Origin of the sequence: Photobacterium sp. GB-56 (genome assembly GCF_003026105.1) — a bacterium.
In the GTDB taxonomy this organism is placed as follows: domain Bacteria; phylum Pseudomonadota; class Gammaproteobacteria; order Enterobacterales; family Vibrionaceae; genus Photobacterium.
In genome coordinates this window covers 1-24177 of sequence record NZ_PYNW01000009.1, presented here as the reverse complement: position 1 = coordinate 24177, position 24177 = coordinate 1, and the positions used below count along the sequence as shown (strand labels likewise).

General features: G+C 39.5%; 14 protein-coding genes and 2 pseudogenes. 8 read left to right on the top strand and 8 right to left on the bottom strand.

The genetic code is table 11. The features are described from left to right. Window positions 1-170: 170 nt before the first annotated feature. Window positions 171-1838, bottom strand: coding sequence for an energy-dependent translational throttle protein EttA (gene ettA / locus C9J42_RS13260; protein ID WP_107287470.1), 1668 nt, complete (start codon window positions 1836-1838; stop codon window positions 171-173). A gap of 262 nt (window positions 1839-2100) precedes the next feature. Here ettA and sltY point away from each other — a divergent pair, with 262 nt between their 5' ends. Continuing rightward, window positions 2101-4050, top strand: a complete 1950-nt coding sequence (gene sltY / locus C9J42_RS13255) for a murein transglycosylase (protein ID WP_107287469.1) — start codon at window positions 2101-2103, stop codon at window positions 4048-4050. 156 nt (window positions 4051-4206) lie between these two features. After that, window positions 4207-4524 carry a trp operon repressor gene (gene trpR, locus C9J42_RS13250; RefSeq protein WP_107207326.1) on the top strand — a complete coding sequence of 106 codons (318 nt, stop codon included), beginning with the start codon at window positions 4207-4209 and terminating at the stop codon, window positions 4522-4524. A 48-nt stretch (window positions 4525-4572) separates the two neighbouring features. On the opposite strand, the gene yjjX is transcribed toward trpR, so the two are convergent. Beyond that, window positions 4573-5088: an inosine/xanthosine triphosphatase gene (gene yjjX, locus C9J42_RS13245; RefSeq protein WP_107207308.1), complete on the bottom strand. Its 516-nt coding sequence runs from the start codon at window positions 5086-5088 to the stop codon at window positions 4573-4575. 146 nt (window positions 5089-5234) lie between these two features. Beyond that, complete coding sequence (locus tag C9J42_RS13240; RefSeq protein WP_045128392.1) at window positions 5235-5876, bottom strand: helix-turn-helix transcriptional regulator; 642 nt, start codon at window positions 5874-5876, stop codon at window positions 5235-5237. A 653-nt stretch (window positions 5877-6529) separates the two neighbouring features. Here C9J42_RS13240 and C9J42_RS13235 point away from each other — a divergent pair. Beyond that, window positions 6530-9004 (top strand): hypothetical protein, encoded by a 2475-nt coding sequence (locus C9J42_RS13235; RefSeq protein WP_146144303.1) that lies wholly within the window; start codon window positions 6530-6532, stop codon window positions 9002-9004. 57 nt (window positions 9005-9061) lie between these two features. Here the strand turns inward: C9J42_RS13235 and ahpF are convergent, their stop codons facing one another. The 4 genes and pseudogenes from ahpF to C9J42_RS13215 all read right to left on the bottom strand — a co-directional run. Next, window positions 9062-10642 carry an alkyl hydroperoxide reductase subunit F gene (ahpF, locus tag C9J42_RS13230; protein WP_107287467.1) on the bottom strand — a complete coding sequence of 527 codons (1581 nt, stop codon included), beginning with the start codon at window positions 10640-10642 and terminating at the stop codon, window positions 9062-9064. 252 nt (window positions 10643-10894) lie between these two features. Next, window positions 10895-11452 (bottom strand): alkyl hydroperoxide reductase subunit C, encoded by a 558-nt coding sequence (ahpC, locus tag C9J42_RS13225; RefSeq protein WP_107207311.1) that lies wholly within the window; start codon window positions 11450-11452, stop codon window positions 10895-10897. Window positions 11453-11878: 426 nt separating this feature from the next. Continuing rightward, window positions 11879-13345 carry a hypothetical protein gene (locus C9J42_RS13220; protein ID WP_107302070.1) on the bottom strand — a complete coding sequence of 489 codons (1467 nt, stop codon included), beginning with the start codon at window positions 13343-13345 and terminating at the stop codon, window positions 11879-11881. Between the two features lie 336 nt (window positions 13346-13681). After that, a pseudogene (locus C9J42_RS13215) lies at window positions 13682-14002 on the bottom strand (JAB domain-containing protein); the annotation flags it as partial. Window positions 14003-14251: 249 nt separating this feature from the next. On the opposite strand from C9J42_RS13215, the gene C9J42_RS13210 reads away from it, so the two are divergent. The 5 genes from C9J42_RS13210 (at window position 14252) to C9J42_RS13190 (ending at window position 23160) form a co-directional block, all read left to right on the top strand. Beyond that, window positions 14252-15748, top strand: a complete 1497-nt coding sequence (locus tag C9J42_RS13210) for an ATP-binding protein (protein ID WP_107287464.1) — start codon at window positions 14252-14254, stop codon at window positions 15746-15748. After that, complete coding sequence (locus C9J42_RS13205) at window positions 15745-18474, top strand: Z1 domain-containing protein (protein ID WP_107287463.1); 2730 nt, start codon at window positions 15745-15747, stop codon at window positions 18472-18474. The genes C9J42_RS13210 and C9J42_RS13205 overlap by 4 nt, the downstream gene beginning before the upstream one ends. After that, window positions 18467-19417, top strand: coding sequence for a PD-(D/E)XK motif protein (locus tag C9J42_RS13200; protein WP_107287462.1), 951 nt, complete (start codon window positions 18467-18469; stop codon window positions 19415-19417). Before C9J42_RS13205 ends, C9J42_RS13200 begins: the two co-directional genes overlap by 8 nt. A 2-nt stretch (window positions 19418-19419) precedes the next feature. Continuing rightward, the gene (locus C9J42_RS13195) at window positions 19420-21486 is read left to right on the top strand and encodes an AIPR family protein (RefSeq protein WP_107287461.1); all 2067 of its coding nucleotides are present in this window, start codon (window positions 19420-19422) and stop codon (window positions 21484-21486) included. 129 nt (window positions 21487-21615) lie between these two features. Then, window positions 21616-23160: a DNA cytosine methyltransferase gene (locus tag C9J42_RS13190; protein WP_107287460.1), complete on the top strand. Its 1545-nt coding sequence runs from the start codon at window positions 21616-21618 to the stop codon at window positions 23158-23160. A 218-nt stretch (window positions 23161-23378) separates the two neighbouring features. Here C9J42_RS13190 and C9J42_RS13185 read toward each other — a convergent pair. After that, window positions 23379-23874: pseudogene (locus C9J42_RS13185) on the bottom strand (tyrosine-type recombinase/integrase); the annotation flags it as partial. Between the last annotated feature and the right edge of the window lie 303 nt (window positions 23875-24177).

The following is a 24177-nucleotide window of genomic DNA, read 5'->3' as shown; positions in this document are numbered from 1 at the left end:
TTGAGCAATTTCTGAAGCTAGAGTCTATGTGCTTAGATTAATTATTGCTAGTTACCTGTCTCTCATTTGTGTAATAGCCTTGCAGTTTAATGGTCTTATCTCCCTTGTTTTATTAATAAACAAAAAGAGCGACCGAAGCCGCTCTTTTTCATTTATCACGAGTGAATTGCTTATTTAGCAATACGCTTGTACTTGATACGGTGTGGTTCTGTCGCATCTGAGCCTAGCGTTTTCTTCAGCCAATCAGCGTATTCAGTGAAGTTACCTTCAAAGAAGTTCACCTGACCCTCGTCACGGTAGTCTAGGATGTGTGTTGCGATACGGTCTAGGAACCAACGGTCGTGCGAGATCACCATTGCACAGCCTGGGAACTCTAGTAGCGCTTCTTCTAGTGCACGTAGCGTTTCAACGTCAAGGTCGTTGGTTGGCTCATCGAGGAGTAATACGTTACCCCCTGCTTTAAGTAGTTTCGCAAGGTGAACACGGTTACGCTCACCACCAGATAGATCACCAATGCGTTTTTGTTGGTCACTACCTTTGAAGTTAAAGCGAGACACGTATGCACGCGCAGGGATTTCAAAGCTGTTGATCTTGATGATATCAGCGCCTTCAGAAATCTCTTGGTAAACCGTGTTGTTGTCGTTCATGCTATCGCGGAACTGCTCAACCGATGCCAGTTTCACAGTATCACCTAGCTCAATAGTACCTGAATCAGGTTGCTCTGTACCACTTAGCATCTTAAATAGGGTCGATTTACCCGCACCGTTGGCACCGATGATACCAACGATAGCACCCTTAGGAATGCTGAATGATAAGTCATCGATAAGTACGCGATCACCGAACGATTTGGTTAGGTTGTTCACTTCGATAACTTTGTCACCGAGACGCTCACCTGGCGGAATGAACAGTTCGTTTGTTTCATTACGCTTTTGGTGATCGTTGCTTTGTAGCTCTTCAAAGCGTGCCATACGTGCTTTTGATTTCGCTTGGCGACCTTTAGGGTTCTGACGTACCCACTCAAGTTCTTTCTCGATAGTCTTCTGTAACGCGCGCTCTTGAGATGCTTCTTGTTTTAGACGTGCATCTTTTTGCTCTAGCCATGAAGAGTAGTTACCTTGCCATGGAATACCTTCACCACGGTCAAGCTCTAAGATCCAGCCAGCAGCATTATCTAGGAAGTAACGGTCGTGCGTGATAGCCACAACAGTACCGCTGTAATCGACGAGGAAATGCTCAAGCCATGCCACAGATTCAGCATCTAAGTGGTTGGTTGGTTCGTCAAGTAGGAGCATGTCAGGCTTATCAAGCAGTAGACGGCAGATAGCAACACGGCGACGCTCACCACCGGATAGGTTCTTAATCACAGCATCCCATTCTGGAAGACGAAGTGCATCTGCTGCACGCTCAAGTTGCATACCTAGGTTGTGACCATCTTTGGTCTCGATTAGTGCTTCAAGCTCGCCTTGCTCTTTAGCAAGTACATCAAAATCTGCATCAGGTTCTGCGTAAGCTGCGTATACTTGGTCAAGACGGATCAGTGCTTCTTTTACATCAGACACTGATTCTTCAACGATCTCACGTACCGTTTTACTTTCGTCTAGGATTGGTTCCTGTGGTAGGTAACCAATTTTTAGGCCAGCTTGTGGACGTGCTTCACCTTCGATATCAGTATCGATACCCGCCATGATACGTAGTAATGTTGATTTACCTGCACCGTTTAGACCGAGGACACCGATCTTAGCGCCAGGGAAAAAGCTCAGTGAAATATCTTTTAGAATTTGACGCTTAGGTGGGACGATTTTTCCCACTCGCGACATGGTATAGACGTAATCAGCCATATCCGTGTGTGATCTCTACTTAAAAAATGAAAGGGAATATTTTACCTGTTCTGGACTGAAGTTTAACAGAATTGTTTATATTTGGTGGCGAGAGCAATAAAAAACTGACTCAAAAAAGCAGGTTGATTTCGCATAAATGTAACAAAAGGCTATTCCATTATCTGAATAGGCTTATGAATTATTTGCTAATATGATTGTCTCAGATGTAGTTGCTGGTACCGTTTAGCCCAAGCAACTGGGATTCTACTTTCATCTATTTGATATGGAGCTTCTAGTGCCACGCATTCCAACTTCCCCCAATATTTTTTCGATTGCACTGTTATCACTGGGCATGATTAGCACGTTTACCGTGCAGGCAGCCTCGTTAGAGCAACAGCGTACTTGGTATGATCAGGCGCAAACAGCGTTTGATAACAATAACATGGCGGTATTTAATGCCAACAAAAGTAAATTAGGTGGGTATCCGCTATACCCTTACTTGGAATACCGTCTCTTTAATAAAGACTTAGATAATAAAACACCTAGCCAAGTAAAAACCTTTGTTAACCAATATAAGGCATTGCCTTTTAGCCAAACCATTCAGCGTAACTACCTGTCTGATCTTGCAGGGGCTGAGAAATGGCGTGACTTCCTATCGATGCAGCCAACAGAGCCAAGTAGTACTTCTCTAAAATGTTCTTACTTTTATGCTAAGAGCCAAACCGGTCATGCAAGCCAAGCATGGGCGGGAGTAGAGAAACTGTGGGAGACGGGGGGAACATTACCTGCGGTTTGTGACCCATTATTAGAAGCATGGACGGCTGCGGGTAAACGTACTAATACCTTGATTCTTGATCGTATGTTGCTAGCGTTTAAGAAAGGGAATAAGAGTTTAGCTACCTATCTTGATAAGCAACTAACAGGCAGTTCACAAGCCACGGGCGACAAAATCCTTGCGCTATTAGATAAGCCTCAAGGTGTGGCTGATTTTGCTAAACAGAGCAAAGTGACCAAGTTCAACCAAGCGTTAACTGAAGCGGCCTATTATCGCTTAGCGCGTGCTGATGTTAAGCAAGCTGTTGCTTCATATAATCAAGTGGTTGCGGGCCAGCATTTTGATAAAGCAACCAAGCAAGCATTGGCTGATGCGGTGGCATCACGACTCATGTCAACCAGTGATCCTGTGTTAGCGAAATGGCGTGATAGCAAACTGAAAACGAGCCAAAACGTGAGTATTTTAGAACGTCGTATTCGTAATTCGATCCGTGAAGCGGATTGGAGCGGCGTACAAACGTGGATCAATCGCTTGCCAAAAGAGGCGAAAGACAGCTCTCGTTGGACATTTTGGCAAGCGCAGCTACTTGCGAAAAAAGGGCAAAAGAAGCAAGCCGATAAAATTTATCAATCACTGTTAGGTGAGCGTGATTTTTATAGTGCTGCTGCTGCAACAATCTTACATAAGCCGATTGTATACCCTAATCAAAAAGGGCCAACATCGACTAAGTTAATTCAACCTTATACTAAGACCTTAAAACGTATTGGTGAGTTAATAGATACTGATAGGCTAATAACAGCAAACCGTGAATGGGGCTACTTATTATCGAGAGTACAAGGGGTACAAACTAAACGTGAGTTAGCGGTATATGCGGAAAAACATAAGTGGCATCACTTAGCGGTTCAGGCGACGATTTCAGGTAAATTATGGGATCATATGGCACTTCGTTTCCCACTCGCGCATAAATGGTGGTTTGACTTCTTTAGTAAAAAACGGGGTATACCGACATCTACCATGATGGCATTAGCTCGACAAGAAAGTGCCTTAAATATTCATGCGCAATCACACGTTGGTGCGCGTGGTTTAATGCAATTAATGCCAGCAACAGCAGCGCATACAGCGAAGAAATTAGGCCGAGATTATGCTGGTAAAGAAAGCTTATTTGATCCTGGCGTTAATATTCGCTTAGGCAGTGGCTACCTAAAAATGATGCTAGATAACAATGACGATAATCGTATTTATTCTTTTGCTTCGTATAACGCAGGGCCTGGTCGCGTAAAACAGTGGAGAAAACAGACCGACGGTAAGTTAGATGTGTATAGCTTTATTGAGCAAATTCCATTTAATGAAACCCGAGGTTATGTGCAAAATGTGCTTATGTTCGATGTGTACTACAATGAACTAATGGGTAAAAAGGCACCGTTATTAACGCAGAAAGAGTTAAAAGCCCGTTATTAATAACAGTGACTTACTATCGTGATTAACCATAAAAGCCGAGTGTTGTGACACTCGGCTTTTTCTTATTTGTAATATCGAGAATTACTGGCTGATATCTTGGTGTCGATAGATTATCAAGGTACACTGCAGCAAGATGACATACCTGATGAGGTAACTATGACAACAACTTCTGATAGCCCTGACTTCACCGAGTGGCAGAATGTACTTGATTTGATCCGCCATGCTTCTGCAGAGGAGCGAGATGCGTTGTTATTCCAAGTATTATTAACTCATGATGAGCGAGAAGCATTAATTTCACGTGTGAATATCGTCCATGAATTACTCAATGGTGAACGTAGTCAGCGTAAGATCAGTGAATTATTAGGGGTCGGTGTTGCTACAATCACCCGAGGTTCTAATGAGTTAAAACATCAGGATGATGAAACAAAAGCATGGTTAGCGAATTTTCTTGCGCAGAATAAACCAGAGCAATAATCATGTTGAAAATAGGATATTGTTATTTCAACAATATCCTATTTTTTATTAGAACAATTGCGGATTAAGGAAAGGGATCAAAGCCAAGATTAACGCTTGCTGATAAACCGAGCTTCGCGTTAATAAATCATTGGTGAGCATCGCAATCGCTCCGCCTTTTTGTTTCACATTTTGTTGGTTAAACATTTCATCCATAATGTCACCTAATTCCATGCCTTGTTGTATTTTCTCAAGGGCTAATGGCGGTAACGGTAATGATGCTGAGCGTGATTCACTATATTGCCCGTCATGCTCTATCACCATCCATGCAAAGGTAAATTTGTCGTCAATCCCCGCTTCTAATCCCACAATGTAGTTAGCATCAGGACATTGTTCACGACAGTGTTTTACCCTATTTCGAGCGCCCAACAAGGTTTCTTCACTGGTAAGGGGCTGATCTCGAACACCACTTTGGGCCGCAATACCTTCAACATTAAAACAAAGCAGAGGAAACGCGAGAGAGAAAGCATCGCGTACAGCAGCAACTTTTGCTGGGTTGGTTGAAGCGACCATAACTGTTTGCATGAGTGAATACCTAAATCAAATCGAATGCGTCTCAGTGTACTGGAAAGATATTGAGTCGGTAAACTATTGAAATGGTATCGGGAAAAGGAAAATAAAAAAGCCCGCGATTTCTCGCAGGCTTTCGTATATTCGATGTTTTCTGATAATTACAGGCGATCGTAAGCCCAATCAGATTGGATGATGTAACCGTGAATTTGAAACTCATCGTTATTAACGAATAAGTTAGGAAAATCAGGTTGTGATGTAGAGAATACAACACCATCAGCGAGTTGCGTCATATGGTAAAAATCAGGCTCACTACCACGAACAGAAGCAAAAACAGGTTGCTTAGGACGGTAATCGGCTTTTTTTGTCGCTAGCGCATAGCTACCAACAGGCGCACATTGTGAAATATTTTCGTTATCGATTAACAGGCCTAAACACTCTTCACGCTCTAGGTGCTGGGGGATCGCGCGCTTGCTGATCACCTCGACAGAGCTACCGTCGTTATATGCTGAAAAGTCTTTACGGTGAATAACAGGGATGTAAGTGCATGTCGCAGCACTATCTAACTCAGTACTGATTGTTGTTGTTGCTTGAGTACCTGTATCGACCTGACCTGTTAAAATATAACCAATAGAGGTATTTAATGTATCTGCAATTTTTTCTAGTTCACGAACTTCAATGCCGTACTTGCCGGATAGTTTACGGCTCATCGTGCCTTGTTGAAGATCTAGAGCTTCGCCAAGTTGTTTTTGGCTAATACCTTGAACCTTAGCTAAACGCTTAATTCTCTCTAAATATTCCATAACATTAGCTTCCTGCTTTAAAATAAGGTGAATGCAAAAGGGCATTCTTAAAAGTCATAATTGAGTTTACTTATTATTGTAATAAAGGAATCCCTTAAGCAACAAAAGTGAGATTTATCTAGGTAAAGAAATATACCCTGAGGGAAATATGGGTAAAAAAAGGGACAAAATGCGCGATTAAAAAAAAGTGACTAGAAGAGAATATCGCTAATACTGTATGAAATGTCACTGTAATAGTGGTTAGTGATTATAAGGTATTGATTAAAATAATTATATTAATAAATTCGATTGGTTTTCATGATGTCTCATTAAGGATTGATATGTATTCTGGTGCATATTTTATTTGAAATGGATATTAATAACCGCATTGGTTAGTGTTTGTAGGTATTTAATCGGTATTGTGTTTATTAATAGATATTTAATATTAAAGATCTTGACTATTCTCTCTTGGAATAAGTGTAAGTGCGGTTATCATCATAGAAGGAATTTTGAATATCAACAAAGACTGCCATGATAATTTAAATAAAATCAATGTTTAAGTTGTAGATGAGAGGTTGAGCTAAGGAATCATCGAATACACTATTACTTGTTATGCATCCAGATGCGCAACCTGTATGCTCTTGGTTGAATTGTATTGATTAAGGGAATGCTTGGTGAGATATATAGTGGTTTCAATTATGCTTTTGGCTATGTTTGGTTGTAAGGAAGATAATGAAAAAAGTGATATTGGACCTTTATCTGATGTAGAGTCTTTTGCCCGCTCTAATGAGCAAGACGTTGTTGACAGTAATGATGCATTACCCCCAGAAAACCCTTCCGTTATAAATGATAATGTTTCTCCTCATCCTGAAGGTTCAACGGTTGTTGATGAAGACATAGAAAATAATGTTTCTCCTCATCCTGAAGGTTCAACAGTTGTTGATGAGAATATAGAAGGAGATGAGACGCTTCCGATACCGGATCAAAATGAAAAAAAACAAGATATTAACCTACTTGTTTCAATTGATGGTGTAACCGTTTCTCATTCAGATTTATTAGTATTTGATAAAGAAAATCGATTTATAATAAAAGATAATACTCAATATATATTACATAAAATTTCTGGCTGTAACGGTTACCTTGATAATGAATATTATATTATTAATGATATAAGTAGTTGTAACATTAATGCTGAATTTAAGAAGAAAAAATATCACGTAACATCTAACATTGAGGGTGATGGTGAGCTATTACCATCAGATTTTCATATTGGAAAAGATAAACAAATTAATGTAAGTATATCCCCTGGTAAGTTTAATAATCTGATCTCTATAAAAGGTTGTAACGGTGAATTAAATGGTGATTTTTATACCATTGATCGTGTTAATAACGATTGTAAAATAGAAGCTTTATTTGAAAAGGAACCGTTGACATCGATTAAATATGAAAATGTAAAATATACTGAGACAAACTTGCTGGTATCACCGAAAAAAACACCGATGGTTGATGCTGTTATCACTAACATTGAAAGCAATCAACCGAGCCATCAATTTAATTTCACAGATATATATTTCAATTATATTGATGGCGACTGGCACATAGATAATAAAACATCATTACCTTTAAAAATGGTTTCTGTTAAGTTTGACGATAATATAGTGCTAATACAATTATCACAACAATTACCCCCATATAGCTCTGGAGTGCTCGATTTTTATTCTGTATCTCCAGCTAATATTAAACTTGAAAGCCAAACTAAAATGTTTAACCCTCAGATGATAATAGGACCTTATCAAGATTTATGTTCTGAAAAAGAAGGCGATGGTACAGCGTGTTATTCTTTACCTGATGAAGTAGAAAGAAAAATTATTGAGGTCTATTTAGCTAATATGCACTTATTGGCGAATACATTTAATTATACAAAAGAAAAAGAGGCTTTTTTTGAACGACGATGCAGTCTAAATAATGAAGATTGTGATAATTATAGTGACGATTTACTTCCTATTTCACAAAGAAATTTAATGCGATTTGGTGCAGAAGGTCACCGATTGACATTAAAAGTGATGAGAAATGAATATAAAGCAGAAGGCGTTGGAGGGGGAAGTACGCCAAACTTATCGTTATTTGAAACAACGACAGGTGGGTGGGCTTCGATTTACTACAAGTACACTAAACCTGAGTATAGTAAGTACAGGCATTTTACTAATTCAGCGTACACGATTTGGTATCATGAAATCGCTCATGGCTTTGGTTATGGGCACGCGAGTGGCATGACATATGGTTTTGCTGATTATTTTTCAGCAAGTCTCGTTTCAAATGATCTAACTGATATTGAGAGAACGCAATTACCTTTAAATCCTATTCCTGATTTATTATTAGACACTGAATTTATAGATGATAATACAATTAACATCGAATTTTTATCTAAAACAGGCGCTGAATTAAAAAATGTAAAACTTGATGTTTTAACGTCTTGTCAATGGAACTACTCTCTTGAATATTATGACTCTTATGAAAATGATTCTGTTGTTATCCATTATGATGATGCCCCTAAGTGTCCTTTATTTTTAAGAGCTATATCGAGTGATTTAAAATTCATTGCCACTAAGAAAATAAGTAAGTTTGAACTAACAACATCGAAGCAATATAAGATAAAAAATAAAACATTTACTATTCTCAGTGATAGGCTTTTAGATAGAGAAGCAAATGGGTGGGGAATTAGAAGCCTTTGCCCTTTAAATAACCATTTAGCAACGAAAGATGAGTATAGTGAATTATGGCAATACTTATATGATGCTGATAAGTTAGCGTCTTTATCGAAAAAACTATATTTGGCATCAGATGGTCCCAGAAGTTATGTTATTTGGCAACTTAACCTCACTATGGATGAAATGGTTGCTAAACATTATGGAATGACGAAATTGTTAAACTACCAGGGGCTGGCTTGTGTGACAGATGAACAATTAAAAGCGAATGATGAATATCAGGAACTTAATCTTGATAAAGAGTTTAATGAGCCAAAGTATTGGCATACAAGTGAATTAAATGATGTACTTTTTGGTAAGGTTAAAAACAAAAACTTCTGGCATATAAATAAAGTAGAAAAAGCATTGTTTAATAAACACTATTCCCTAAAGTTAAATAATTAGTTTTTTATAATAAAAAGGCCGACTCTTTCGAGTCGGCCTTAAAAATTAATAGCTATACTATTTATTATTGGGTGCAGGGGTGCGAATTAAGTAATCAAATGCCCCTAGACTTGCTTTAGCACCTTCACCCATTGCAATAATAATTTGTTTGTAAGGAACTGTTGTAACATCACCGGCTGCAAAAATACCGTTAACGTTAGTATTACCGTGAGCACCAATTTCAATCTCACCACGTGGTGTTAATGCAACGGCGGATTCTTTTAGCCACTCAGTGTTTGGCACTAAACCAATCTGAACAAAAATACCGGCAAGTTCGATGTGTTTGATTTCATCCGTGTTACGATCTTTGTAGCTGATACCTGTAACGCGAGTACCATCGCCAACGACTTCTGTCGTTTGTGCCATTTTAATAATGTCGATGTTAGGCATACTTTCTGCTTTATTGATCAACACTTGATCAGCACGTAATGTGTCAGCAAATTCAAGCACAGTCACATGTTCAACAATACCCGCAAGATCAATCGCCGCTTCAATACCTGAGTTACCACCACCGATAACGGCTGTGCGCTTGCCTTTGAATAATGGACCGTCACAGTGAGGACAGTAAGCCACACCTTTATTGCGATACTCTTGTTCACCAGGAACGTTCATTTCACGCCAGCGAGCGCCTGTACTGATGATCACGCTACGTGCTTTTAGCATTGCGCCGCTTTCTAGATAAACGTGCGTATAACCATCTTCAGTATCAGCAGCTTCAACAATGTTATTAACACGCTGCTCGCTCATAATATCAACGTTGTATTGTTTTACGTGCTCTTCAAGGCTTGCCGCTAAACGGGGACCTTGGGTTTCTTTAACAGAAATAAAGTTCTCGATAGACATGGTATCCATTACCTGACCGCCGAAGCGCTCAGCAACAACACCGGTACGGATGCCTTTACGTGCCGCGTAGATTGCAGCAGATGCACCCGCTGGGCCACCACCGACAACTAATACATCAAATGGGGCTTTTTCGTTTAGGCTTGCCGCTACTTTTTTAGCAGCGCCCGTGTCTAACTTATTTAAAATTTCAGTAAGCGACATACGGCCTTGACCAAAGACTTCACCGTTCACATAAACAGTCGGTACTGCCATGATATTACGTTCAGTGACTTCGTCTTGGAAAGCTGCGCCATCAATCATGGTTGCTTTAATGCGTGGGTTAATCGCTGCGATCATGTTGAACGCTTGCACAACATCAGGACAGTTCTGGCAAGATAATGAAATAAAGGTTTCAACAACAATATCTTGATCTAAAGCTGCGATTTGGTCGATAACCGCTTGCTCTAGTTTCATTGGGTGACCACCACTGTGTAGTAGCGCCAATACCAATGAAGTAAATTCGTGTCCCATTGGAAGACCGGCAAAGCTCATTGAGGTCTGTTTGGTTGGGTTAACCACTTGCATTACAGGCTTACGTACACTGGCATTATTATCTTCAATAACACTCACTTTATCGTTTAGTTCTGCGATCTCGTGAGCAAGCTCATGCAGTTTTTGTGCAGTGTCACTATCATCTAAACTTAATACCAGTTGGATATCTGTTTTTAAATTTTCTAAATACGCTTTTAATTGCTGCTTCATGCTTTGTTCTAACATAATCTCGCCTTTTTAATTTATTTACGGCTTAACAGCAGATAAAGAATGCGGATCTACTGTTATACGACATATCGCCTATATAAAAAGGCTTAAATATGTTTGAAGGTATTTGAATGAATAAGGCACCAAACATGACGTTTATGCTTGATGCCTTATTACTTTTAAATAAGTGAATTATTTAAAAGTAGGATAAGTAATAAGTGAATCTATATAAGAAATACAATCACTCATTATTATCAAAGGTAAATAAGATTAGATCTTACCTACTAGGTCTAGAGAAGGAGTTAGTGTTGCTTCGCCTTCTTTCCATTTTGCAGGGCAAACTTCACCTGGGTGTGCTGCAACATATTGTGCTGCTTTCACTTTACGCATTAGATCATCAGCTTCACGACCGATACCTTCAGCAGTGATTTCCATTGCTTGGATAACACCTTGTGGATCGATGAGGAAAGTAGCGCGGTCTGCAAGACCTTGACCTTCACGCATAACATTGAAGTTATTAGTGATGTTACCCGTTTGGTCGCCTACCATGTAGTAGTTGATTTTACCGATAGTGTCAGAGCTGTCGTGCCATGCTTTGTGAGTGAAGTGAGTATCTGTAGATACAGAGAATACTTCAACGCCGCGCTCTTGAAGCTCTGCGTAATGGTCAGCTAGATCGCCAAGCTCAGTTGGACATACAAAAGTAAAGTCAGCAGGGTAGAAGAAGAATACCGCCCACTTACCTAAAACGTCTTTCTCAGTGATTTCTACGAATTTGCCTTCTTTGTAAGCTGTTGCGCTAAATGGCTTGATTTCTGTGTTGATCATGATGGAATCCTTTTAACTATAATTTTAAGTTTTTATGCTGTAGTGCAAATCAAATCTCTGAAGCCATTATTGTTAAAACAGCAAAATTTAGGAAATCGTTATAGCCGATACATTCAATAGCTTAAACCTATTAGGTTGAACGATTATTTTTAAACAGATGTTTAGATCGAGGTTAACGGGAGAAGATAAAGAATAGCTTTAGTTTAGGGGGGGACGAGATCTGGCTCTGTTATTGAAATAAAAGGGTAATGGAAGTCAGGATCTTTAACACTCAGGCGTTCAATATTTCGATGCTCTTTGCGTTAAGAAAATAAGAAAAGAAATGACAAAATCAGATACAAAAAAGGCCACTTCCTAAGAAGTCGCCTTTTAAATGTTTGTAATTAGTTCACATTGATCTTATGAAATAATTATCTGTTTTATTGTTTATTCTACAGAGCTATTCATGCATTTACTTATAACATCTGTTGGTGTCCACGTAGTACCATCGTCAGAACAATAGTTTTCGTAAATACCTGATTTAAATTGAATTATCTTACTCCATAGTCCTTGAGTGAGATCGCGGTCAATCCAGATGTAACGATCTTCTAGATTGGTTGCTTGGTTACGTAGTGCCGATGTTGAGTTGTGTGTTAATGAATCGGTAAAGTCTTGAGAAATGTAGTTGTATTGATCTAAGTCCTCAGGGGACATTGTTTCAAAAGCTAACGCCAAATCGCGATTGGTATATATATCTTTCTCATCGAACCTAAATTGCCCACCTTCGTCTATTTTTCCGATGTGCTCTAGGCCATTCGTGCGGAAAGTTAAAATAGTTTGAGCGGTTAACGAGGTCGAGTTCGTTACATCTTGGCAGTCCTGCAAAGAGGTAATGTCAGCAGCATGATGTTGGTTACGTAAACCGTAGCCATCAGTCGATGCTTGTACCACTTCAATCACAGAGTTACAGCCGTCAGGTTCAATCGCAAAGTTTTCAAGCAATGTAAGGCCGCGTTCAGTCCGTTCGCGCTTCATTGAATCTTCCATTGTTTTAACTACAGTGGTTAAGTCATCTGACATGCGTTCGATACGTGCGGTGGTTGATTTATCTTTGTACTGGACTCTTGTTACACGATGCCAATGAGTAGAGTTAGTTTCGTCTTCCATCATGTGGTTCCAATGCCCTTGCATATACTCAACGTCTGCATATACCACATTTGGATCTTGTAACATTACACGTGTTTCTTCATAAGATAACTGCATTCCCTTTACAAGGTTAGCAGCGCTAGAAGCTAACTCTGTATTACCGGATGCAATGAAATCACTGTATAGCTCTTTTACAGGTACGTTGAAGCGAAGCTGTAAACGGTACTCCTGCTCTTTCAACATCCCACTGATACGCTCGCGAGTTTCAGATTGTTCTTGAATAGTTGAGCAGCTAAGCATTCCTAGATTACTGGTTTCGAGATCTCGTTGAATATTGTCCCAAAGTATCGTTGTTAGCGGCGTGATATCACGAATATCTTTGTCACTAGGTATGAATATCGCTGGCGCAATTGTCATGATATATGCCGTTTCGACAACACCAAGATCTTCATCGATAGCACCAACAGGAACATTAACAATTGTGGGTACATAGTCAGCACAAGAAGCATCGCTATTTGATTTGATATCTAAAATATACGCACCATTGTCGCCTGTGATTGTTGTTGGTTCTCCTGCATCCAATTTACCGTTAAAGTTTAAATCTAAACCGACAGTGGCACCTTTGACATAACCATCAATGGCTTTACCTTGAATACTTCGAGTTGGGGCTGTGGTTGTGTTATCTGAATCAGAGCCACCGCCTCCTCCTCCACAGGCAGATAGCAGTAGCGTTGATAATATCGCAAGAGCAAGAGTTGATACTTTCAATATTTATCCCTTAATGAAAATATGTTTTAGATAAGTTTTATGTGTGAGGTAATCAGCGAGGCCGCATTTTATGTTGCGTGAGGAGGGAAATATAATGCTATGAATTGGAATTGTATTACGGGTAACTTTTTTGTATTGGTTATGTGTTCGTCTTCAAATTAAAAGCTATATCGTCGGTGGGAATGGGCATAGGTAGGGCATATGTTTTATCTCCCTAATTATTGTGGATTCTGTTGTTGCTGAATTATCAGTAGTTGGCTTATTAGGTTGTGGTGAGGAATTACGGATAAGTGTATTGTATATGTCTCATTTTAATGCTGGTGGAACAAAAGAAAGGTTATGAGCAAAGATCACCGCAGCAGCATTGCAGTTAAATGCCACTTTTACTACCTCTCTCGGATAAACACTTGCAGCATCAATGGTGCCAAAGAACAATTCTTTGTACTCAATAAGCCGATGTTGGTTATCTAGCAGTAATACAGCAAAAACTTCACGTTCATAGCCTGCCATCTTGTATTGCAGAAAATCTTTCGTTGCCTGTGGATTGGTAAATACATCACCGCGTAAATATCGGTTAGCCACAATCTCTGCGGCTTTTTCTAATACTTGATCTGCTGTCATTGGAGTATGAACAACATAGTCGTTTGGTTTATGCATAGCCTAGATCCCTTATGGTTAACAGGCTTCTACACAAAGATGATATATCTGATATTTCTTTGATTATGATTTTCGAAGTAAGACTGAGTGACTAGAGGTTGATAGGAATAATGAAAAATATTTATCATTAATTTCTGATTATATGAATGTAAGTAATTGAGTAGAATGAATTAGTTATGTGGGTCTCTGGTCATTATTAATAATAGTGATAACATATAAAACAGAAGGTATATTGATGGGATAATGTATATGACCTCAAAGAAAGGTGATTTTGTTCGTTACGTAGATGCCACACCTTATGCTTCCTCACTTATTGAGGGGCATAGAGATTTTGGCTACAGTCTCAAAACTGCCTTGGCTGATATTATAGACAATTCAATTTCTGCTGGTGCAGATTGTATTCGTCTCGTTGTTGATACTATCTCAAATGCTCCATCTGTTGTTATTGCTGATAATGGATGCGGCATGACAGGAGATGAGCTGTTGGAGGCTATGAGATTAGGTAGTAAAAACCCTACGTTAGATAGATTACCTTCTGAACTAGGTCGATTTGGTTTAGGTTTAAAAAGTGCAAGTTTCTCTCAATGCCGTTCGCTTACTGTTATTACTAGGAAAGGTGATCTTACATCATGCGCTCGTTGGGATTTAGATCTAGTTGCAAAAACAAATGCATGGTCATTAGAGTTGATTGAAGACTATGAGAATGAACTAGGCTTTGACTTGCTTGGGGAGACAGGAACGGTTGTTACTTGGCAAAAACTAGATCGTTTAGTTGGTGAAATCGATACACCAGACAAAAGAATTGAGCATATGAATGCAGAATTCTCTCTTACGGAGAGACATTTAAGGCTTACTTTTCAGAGATTTCTAGAAACTTCTAAGCCACAGCTCCAAATCAGTATCAATAATCGCCAATTGACCCCGCTAGACCCAATGGCTTCTTTACATCCGTCTACTCAAAAGGATCCTGACGATAACATCCTTTTATCGAATGGCAATGTTCGTATACGCAGTTATACCATTCCGCATTACAAAAGAATGAATCAACATGAATGGGATGAGCTTGGTGGGCCAGAAGGCCACCTAAAATCTCAAGGGTTATACATCTATAGAGAAAATAGATTAATTATTGCAGGAAGTTGGTTGGGGCTTGCTAAGCAAACTGAACTAACAAAATTAAGTCGAATTGCGATCGATATACCTAACACGATGGATTCGCAATGGAAAATTGATGTAAAAAAATCTTCGGCGCAGCTTCCTCTGCCAGTACGAGAGCGACTCAAGCGAATCATAGAGCGTTTCGTTGGTTCCTCTAAAAGAACATATCGAAGTCGAGGGCAAAGACTAGTTGAAGGTACGATGTATCCTATTTGGAATCGAGTTCAAGTGGAGGGGCGAATACACTTCAAACCCAATTCAGAACACCCAGTATTTCAAGCTTATTCAATTTGTTTACCTCATGAATTACAAGAAGGATTTGAACGCTGTATCAGATTACTTGGTGTTGGCTTACCTATTGATGCGCTTCATGCCGAACTAGTGGGTAACGCTGAGTCAATTGTTGCAATGCAGAGTTCTGAATCAGATTTGAATAAAGTCGTAATTGATCTCACTGATGCACTGCTTGTTAGCAATGTTACTCCGGACAGAATTAAAGATGTTCTTCAAAATTATCCATTATTGCAATCAAACTGGGAAGTCTCAGAGCGATTAGTTGCAAATTATCTCAAGGAAAAAGGCTTATGAACAGCAAACAACTAGTCTTAGATATGGTTGAAGCAGGACTATACAACCAGCCTCGTAAATCAGAGGATGAACTGAGATGTTTGGTTAAGGATATTGCAAAGGTAGTGGATCGTAATTTAAATGACACAGTGATCGAGGACATAGCTCGTGAAATTGAGTCAAAACAGGGTATCAAAGTTGGCCTTGGTGCAATAGTTGATAGTGACAAGTTTAAACCTTGGTTAGACGATACAAAATCGGAAATAGATCCCTTCTATTGGAAAAGATATGAGAAGTTGCTACTAAAAACTGGATTGCCTAGAGATGTAATTACAGGCACGGATATCGTTACCGACAAGATACTTGGCCGATTAGGAAACCCTAGAGAGTATTCTTCATGGGATCGTAGAGGTATGGTTGTTGGTCACGTACAAAGTGGCAAAACACTCAATTATACCAGCTTGATCTGTAAGGCGGCTGATGCAGGGTATCGTCTAATTATTGTTGTTGCGGGTATACATAATAACCTTCGTAATCAGACTCAAATTCGAATAGATGAGGGATTCATAGGTCGAGATACAGGAAAAAGCTCAGATAAGAAGAATGGAAATGCTAAGCATGTTATCGGTGTTGGACATTTTGATTCGAATAGAACTCCAGTTAGTCTGACGAATACGTCGAGGGATTTTAATAAGCCAACAGCATCAACAAATACTAGTGAGATAGATTCGTATAGAGTGCCTGTCGTTTTAGTTATTAAAAAGAATCACCGAACGCTTGAAAATCTTCTTGAATGGCTTAAAGACAATAGCGCTCGTGGTGATAAAGAAATGATCGACCAGCCAATGTTGCTTATCGATGATGAGGCTGATAACGCATCAATCAACACTAAATACAGTGATCAATTGGTAACCAAGATAAATGGACAAATACGTGATCTCTTAAAAATGTTTCATCGCAGTTGTTATGTAGGTTATACAGCAACTCCTTTTGCTAATATTTTCATTGATCCGGATGAAAAACACGATGTACACAAAGAGGATCTATTCCCTAAAGATTTCATTATCGGTCTCGATGCGCCAACTAACTACTTTGGCCCAAAGAAAATCTTTATTGATGGTCTTCCTGAGGACGCTGAGCCAACTTGGTTAAGGAGCATTTCGGATAATGAAGGTCTCCTACCGATAAAGCATAAAATTGATCATGATATCTACCAGTTACCAGATTCACTGATGTTTGCCTTGCGTGCTTTTCTATTATCGCGAGCCATTAGAAATCTGAGAGGTCAATCAAGCTCTCATTGCTCAATGCTGGTGAATGCCAGTCGATTTACACGAGTGCAAAGTCAGCTTAAAAACCGATTGCATGAAGCGTTAGAACGGATTCAAAACGCTTTGAGGATAAACTCATCTTCAATAAGTTCATTGATGGATCCTGAAATTAAAGCTTTATTTGATGTTTGGATTACGGAGTATGCTGGAGTAGGAAGAGTAGAGAGTGGCGAAACTAAATTTAAGTGGGAGGAAATTCAGGAATCTATATTTGATTCGATAGCTTCTGCGAAAGTTGTTGAAGTTAACAGTAAAGCCAATGAGTTAGATTACTCGAATACAGGTGATAGAGGGCAAACTGTTATTGCTGTTGGCGGTTTTTCTCTCTCTCGAGGGTTGACGCTTGAGGGGCTCACAGTTACTTGGTTCCTGCGCAATACAATGATGTACGACACCTTAATGCAAATGGGACGATGGTTTGGTTATCGAAATGGATTTGAAGACCTGTGCCGAATTTGGATGCCTGATGATGCTATAGATTGGTATGCCTTTATCGCCAACGCAGCTGAAGAACTTCATGATGAACTTAAAACAATGGATCAAGCCAATGCGACCCCTGAAGACTTTGGACTTGCAGTTCGCAGTCATCCAGCATCATTGTTGGTTACCGCAAAAAATAAGATGGGAGCTGGTCGCGAAGTTACAACTCTTATTGGTCTTTCAAATAGATTTATAGAGACAGCTAAAGTCAGTATTGATCCTAAAGAGATAAATGCGAATTTAGATGTAGCTAAAAAGCTTATTTCTAAGCTACAACAAGCCACTTTCACATTCGAAGATACCCAGTGGGGTTTATTACTTCGTGATGTGCCAATTCAATATATAGATGAGTTCCTAGCTGGTTGGAGCAATACACCTGAGAGTGTGATTACTGAAACAGAGCCAGTAAGAAGCTATTTAAGCGCACAAAAAGAAGATGAGTTGGCTCTATGGGACTTGCTAATACCAAGTCTACAAAAAGGAGATAAAGACGATACGCTAGGGGTTGGGATTATCCCTACAAACCGTTCTATTAATCTAGATGATTTGAAAAATGGGTATATGTCCTTTAGTGGTAAAAAAATGAGGATTGCATCTAGAGGTATCGAAAAAGCAGGTGTTGAGCCAAGTAAGGCGCAAGCTGCTGAAAAATCTTATGATAAAAATGGTAACTACCCAGATTCAATTTATCGGCAGGTGCGAGATAAGCCTTTGTTTATTCTTCATTTTGTTAAAGCTAAAGCTCCAAGAGGTAAGGAAGGTGATGGTAAAGTTGCTTTGATTCCTGATTATCCTATTGTTGCTTGGGGAATTAGCCTTCCAGTTTCAAAAAAAGCACCGAAGAAAGTTGCTTATATTGTTAACACACAACGCTACAAAGAACTTTACGGTGAAAATGATATCGATGAGGAATATGAGGCTGAATTGAATGGATAATTCACCATGGAAAGAGCTAGATCCCGGCAATGCAATAAGGGTTAACAATAACGGTCAGTTTGACTTTTTTTGGGTAACGGTGGAGGAAAAAATGCCTGCGCTTATGCTTAGATTGCCCATTGAGCCAATCGGCAAGCCCAAGCTTCCTGAACTCAAAAATCTTATTGCCAACTTTAGGATGATTTCTGGCCGTTGGGCATTCGTTCTAGCTCTTAAAGAAAATAGCCAAGCGGAGCTTTTTGAAACTCTCTGCAGAGATGTCGTTGAGTCAGGTGAGAAGGCTTCCAATTTAGATGAAGCACTCTCTAAGGCAATACAACGGACTAAAAGATGGCATCACCTTTTGCGTTCAGGCCGTTCAGAGGGGCTTTCTATTGAGGAACAGCGAGGCCTAATAGGTGAATTAGCTCTTCTTCGAGAGCTTGCGAGTAGTTTTGGCTCTGAAATGGCAGTTGAAGCATGGAAGGGGCCCTCTGGGGCACCAAAAGATTTTGAGTTAATTGGATGCTGTATTGAAGTTAAAACACGACGAACAGCAGCAACACCTTCAATTTCGATTTCATCAGCAGATCAACTGGCTGATTGTGATGGTGGGCGTTTATTTCTGAGTGTTACTAATGTTGAATCTGCAATTATACCTGAAGGCATGACGTTGCATGACTATGTAGCCCTTACCGAGGAGCTGTTTCAGGAAGATTGTAGCACTTATATAAAGTGGGAAGATGCTATCTACTCAACAGGGTATGACCCATTAAATAAGTACGATAATCGCCGTTGGTTGATAAGGTCCACCACTTATTATGAAGTATTTGAAGGTTTTCCTCGTATTAATTGCCCATTGCCACAAGGCGTACAGAACGTAAGATATTCTATTTCTTTAGATACCTGTGAACCGTTTAAAATAAATGATAATACCGTTAATTATCTTCGTGAGTTTATATAGAGATGACAGAGCTTGCAGATTTCAACCTTCAATTTATTGCCGACGTACAATGTGATGCCGATGCCTTAGGGCTTGTAACGGTAGAGGCATTTTTTGAAAAAATTGGTGATTTATTAAGTGAGGCAGGTGAAATAGAAAGCGCTAATCGAGCTTTTCATGAATGTTTATATTCGCGTGGACCAGCACAAATTGATGGGTATGGTGGTGATCCTAGGGAGAATGAAGGCATATTGAGCCTGATACTGTGTGATTTTTCGCTAGATAGAGATATTCGCCCCTTACACAAAGATCATATACAGCGTTTGTCCCAAAAGCTTTTTAGGTTTTTAAACGCAAGTATTGATGATCGTTTCCGAGAGAAGCTTGAAGAAACTAGTCCTGGGTTTGGTGTGGCTGATTTAATCAATGCAACGTGGAATAGTGTCGAAAAAGTAAAATTAATTATAGCGACGAATGGGGACTATCGAGCTAGAGCCGATGCTACTAGCTTTGACTTTATTGATGATAAGCCAATTACGTTGAGTATTTGGGATATTAAGCGTCTTAAACGCTTTATGGATCAAGGGATAGTTAGAGCTGATTCGATTATTAATTTTAAAGACGATTTTGGAGGTGGTATCCCTATCTTGAAAGCGTCTGGTGGAAATGATGCGCTGGAAAGTTATTTAGCGGTTGTACCTGGAAAACAGCTTGCTGAAATTTATGATAAATGGGGGCCGAGATTACTTGAAGCTAACGTAAGAAGCTTTCTTCAAGTTCGAGGAAAAGTGAACAAGGGCATTCGGGATACTATTCGGGATGAACCTCATATGTTTTTTTCTTATAACAACGGATTAAGCGCTACTGCTGATAGTATTGAAATTGATAAGACCGACTCAGGTTATCAATTAGCCAGCGTCAATAATCTTCAAATAGTTAATGGTGGTCAAACTACTGCGTCACTATACGCAGCTAGCAAGATCCTCAAAGAACAAATACAGCAAGTATTTGTACAAATGAAATTAACTATAACCCCAAAAGAATGTGCTGAAGAGATTGTTCCTAGAATTTCTGAATATGCCAATAGTCAGAATAAGGTAAATGCGGCGGATTTCTTTGCTAATCATCCATTTCATATACGTATTGAGGAATTATCTCGACGCATTTTAGCTCCATCAGGTACAGATAGTTATCGAGAATCGAAGTGGTTCTATGAACGAGCTAGAGGTCAATTCGCAGACGAAAGAAGCCGAAGAACGCAAACGGAGCGTAAGAAGTTTGATGCTGAATATCCTCGGAGTCAGTTCTTTGTCAAAACAGATCTTGCGAAATATGAAAATACTTGGGCATGCTTACCACACGTTGTGAGCCTCGGTGCACAAAAAAACTTTTCAGAGTTTGCGAAAACAATAGGCAAAAATTGGGGGACCGAGGGATCTGCTTTTAATGAGATTTGGTTTAAAAGATTGATAGCCAAAGCGATCATCTTTAGAACAACAGAAAAGCTCGTCTCAAATGCCGAGTGGTATGAAGGAGGTTATCGAGCCAATATTGTCACATATTCAATTGCAAAACTTGTTAATGATGCAAAGACTTTAGGCATGGTCATAGATCTTGACCTCATATGGAAAATACAATCGGTTCCAGAAGATTTAAAGGCTTCCATTCTTTTGTCTGGTGAGCTAGCCCAACAGGTTATAACAACTCCACCAGAGGGTATTAAAAACTATAGTGAATGGGCAAAGAAACCACTTTGTTGGCAAAGGCTTGTTGAAAGTAAATTGCTGCTGAGTAACTCTTTTAAGAGAATTATAATTCCTTCTGAATTAGCTGATGAAAATGTTCGGGAAGTAAAGGCTGAAAATGCCTTAGATAACTCAATTAATGTTGAAGTTGAGGTGTATACTCTAGGTGCTAAGTTTTGGGGGAATGTTAATAATTGGGCAAAAGAGCATGGTATACTGAGTCCTAGAGAAAACAGCATTATTGAAATTTGCTCGGCTATTCCCAGAAAAATGCCGTCGTCGAAACAATGTGAAATTGCATTGAAAGCGCTTAAGAAACTGCAGGCAGAAGGTTTTCATGTATAACAAGTTTCTATCAGTAGCCATCAAATTTGAGTGAGTTCATAGAACATAAATTTGTTTTTCTAAAGTAATCTATTGCCCGTTAATTTTAGCCTGGTATGATTGCCAGGCATTTTTATTGGTGGTAGTGAAATGATGACAGGTGAAATTCTTGTAATTGATCTCTTTGCGGGACCTGGCGGGTTAGGCGAGGGTATATCTTCAGTCGCAGACGAGAGTGGAAACTATCCATTCAAAATCGGTATATCTGTAGAAAAAGAGCCATCTGCGCATAAAACATTAACAACGCGAGCTTTTTATCGCAGAATTAAAGCTCTGGATGGTGGTTTAGATAGCTACTTCAGGTACGTTCGTGGGGAGCTAACCCGTGAAGAATTATTCTGTTTGTATCCAGAGCATGCTCAAGAGGCAAGTAAGGAAACATTAGAACAGCCTAGAGCGCTTGGTGACGATAATGAGTTAATTCACGACCGCATTCGAGAACTGTTGGCTACTCATATAGGGCCTAAGGTTGTCATTGGTGGGCCTCCTTGCCAAGCCTATTCTTTAGCTGGTCGTTCTCGCAATGCGGGAAATAAGGATTATAAGGCTGAAGACGACCACCGAAATTTCCTATACAAGGAATATCTTAAAGTACTTTCTATTGCGCAGCCTGATGTGTTTGTTATGGAAAATGTACGAGGCATTTTATCTGCCAAAATTAATGGTAAGGTTATGTTTCCTCAAATATTGGAAGATCTAAGGAACCCTAGCAAGGTAACGGGCTCGCGCAGTGTAACTAAATATAGAGTTTTTTCGCTTGTTGTGGAAGCTAAAGATCCAAAGGATCCAAAGTATGATAAATCTTCTGATTTTCTTATTCGTTCTGAGCAATATGGAGTGCCTCAGGCTCGTCATAGAGTAATTCTGTTAGGGATCCGGCAAGATATAAACCGCATACCAGCAACTATTGCTCCAATTGCAGAAACAATCACTGTTCAACAAGTACTATCAGATTTGCCTCCTCTCAGAAGTGGCTTTTCTAAGCAAAAGGATGTTCAGAAGGACTGGGAGAAGCAAATTCGATTAAATGCTAAGAAGCTAAAGCGTATATTGACAACTAAATTTGATAAAGAAGTTGTGGATAATTTAGATCTTGAGCCTATGCTTAGGCTTGAGCGCCAAAGCTGTCTATTTATGGAAAAAGAGCACAACATCCCCCCACATTTAGAAAGCTGGTATTTATATAACCATCCCGGTTGTGTGCTAAACCATGCAACTCGCGGACATATGGTATCTGATTTGCTTCGTTATGGTTTCAGTGCTGCGTTTACAAAATTAAGTGGTGGTATTTCACCTAAGGCGAGAGATTTCCCTACAGAACTGGCACCTGAGCACGAAAATTGGGATAGCGGCTCACATGCGGATCGTTTTCGTACCCAAGCCGCAAACAAATGCGCAACGACAGTGACTAGCCATATATCTAAAGATGGCCATTACTTCATTCATTATGACCCACAGCAATGTCGAAGCTTGACTGTTAGAGAAGCTGCTCGTTTACAAACTTTTCCAGATAACTATTTTTTCGAAGGTAATAGAACACAGCAGTATGTTCAAGTAGGAAATGCTGTCCCACCATATCTAGCCAATCAGATAGGTAAGATCGTGTTAGGTATATTGGATGTAGATCAAGTCTGAATTTGTACTAGTGACATATCGGAATTTTTTATTGTAGAGAAGGTGACGAGTTGTTAAGAAACCAGCTATAGCCTCTTTGACTGACGCTGGTTTTCTTTTAGTAAATATCTACCAACGTTGGTACGTCGCTTTATGTTAAATTCTTCTTTTCCATGTACCAAGGAGTGTTTAAAGTAGAAAAACTCCTGTCTCCTATGGTGGAGAGTGGAATCTATACACTAGATTACTTTTAACTGCCTCGTCCCAGTCACAGAAAGACTGCCTTGTGCAGCCTCTTCTATGTTGCCTACTCCACCAAATCATCACTGGAATACGTCTCTCCAAATAATCAGTGCGGTTATAAGCACTGCGCACTTGGTTATCATCAACGTGTGCCAATGCTGCCTCAATCAAATCCGCTTCAAAACCTTGCTCATTTAGTGTGGTGCTGGCAAGTGACCGCAAACTATGATTCACCAATCTTCCTGCAAACCCCATACGTTTCAGAGCCATATTAGCCGTTTGGCTATTACAAGGCTTTTTAGGATCTCTATCTGATGGAAAGACAAATTCTCGATGCTGACTGATAGGCATCATGGTTTCTAGTAGGGCAATAGCTTGTTCAGTTAATGGAATGCGGTGTTCGCGACGTTTCTTTGTAGGGTGAGTGTAGTTGAGTAACCACAGTTTAGAGCCGTTTTTTTTAACTCTAAAACGAAGTCCATCACCATCAGAGAGTGTATATTCTTTCTCTTTTGGTTTAGCAGCTTTGACTTCCTTATCTGTCAACCGTGTAGTTGTTCTTGCCATAATGGGTACACCAAATAAACATCGTTATAGCAGTGTACCCAGTGGTGTACCTATAAATCACAGATATTACTGGACGATTTAGGAAACTATAGATACAAGAATGTAGTGGTCAACAAATACTAGCCACGGTTTTAGAGGTTAACCAATATAATCGTTCTGATTCATTCGGTGTTAATCCGCCATTATATTGATGTGGTCGTAATTGGCTGTAATAACCAATAATATATC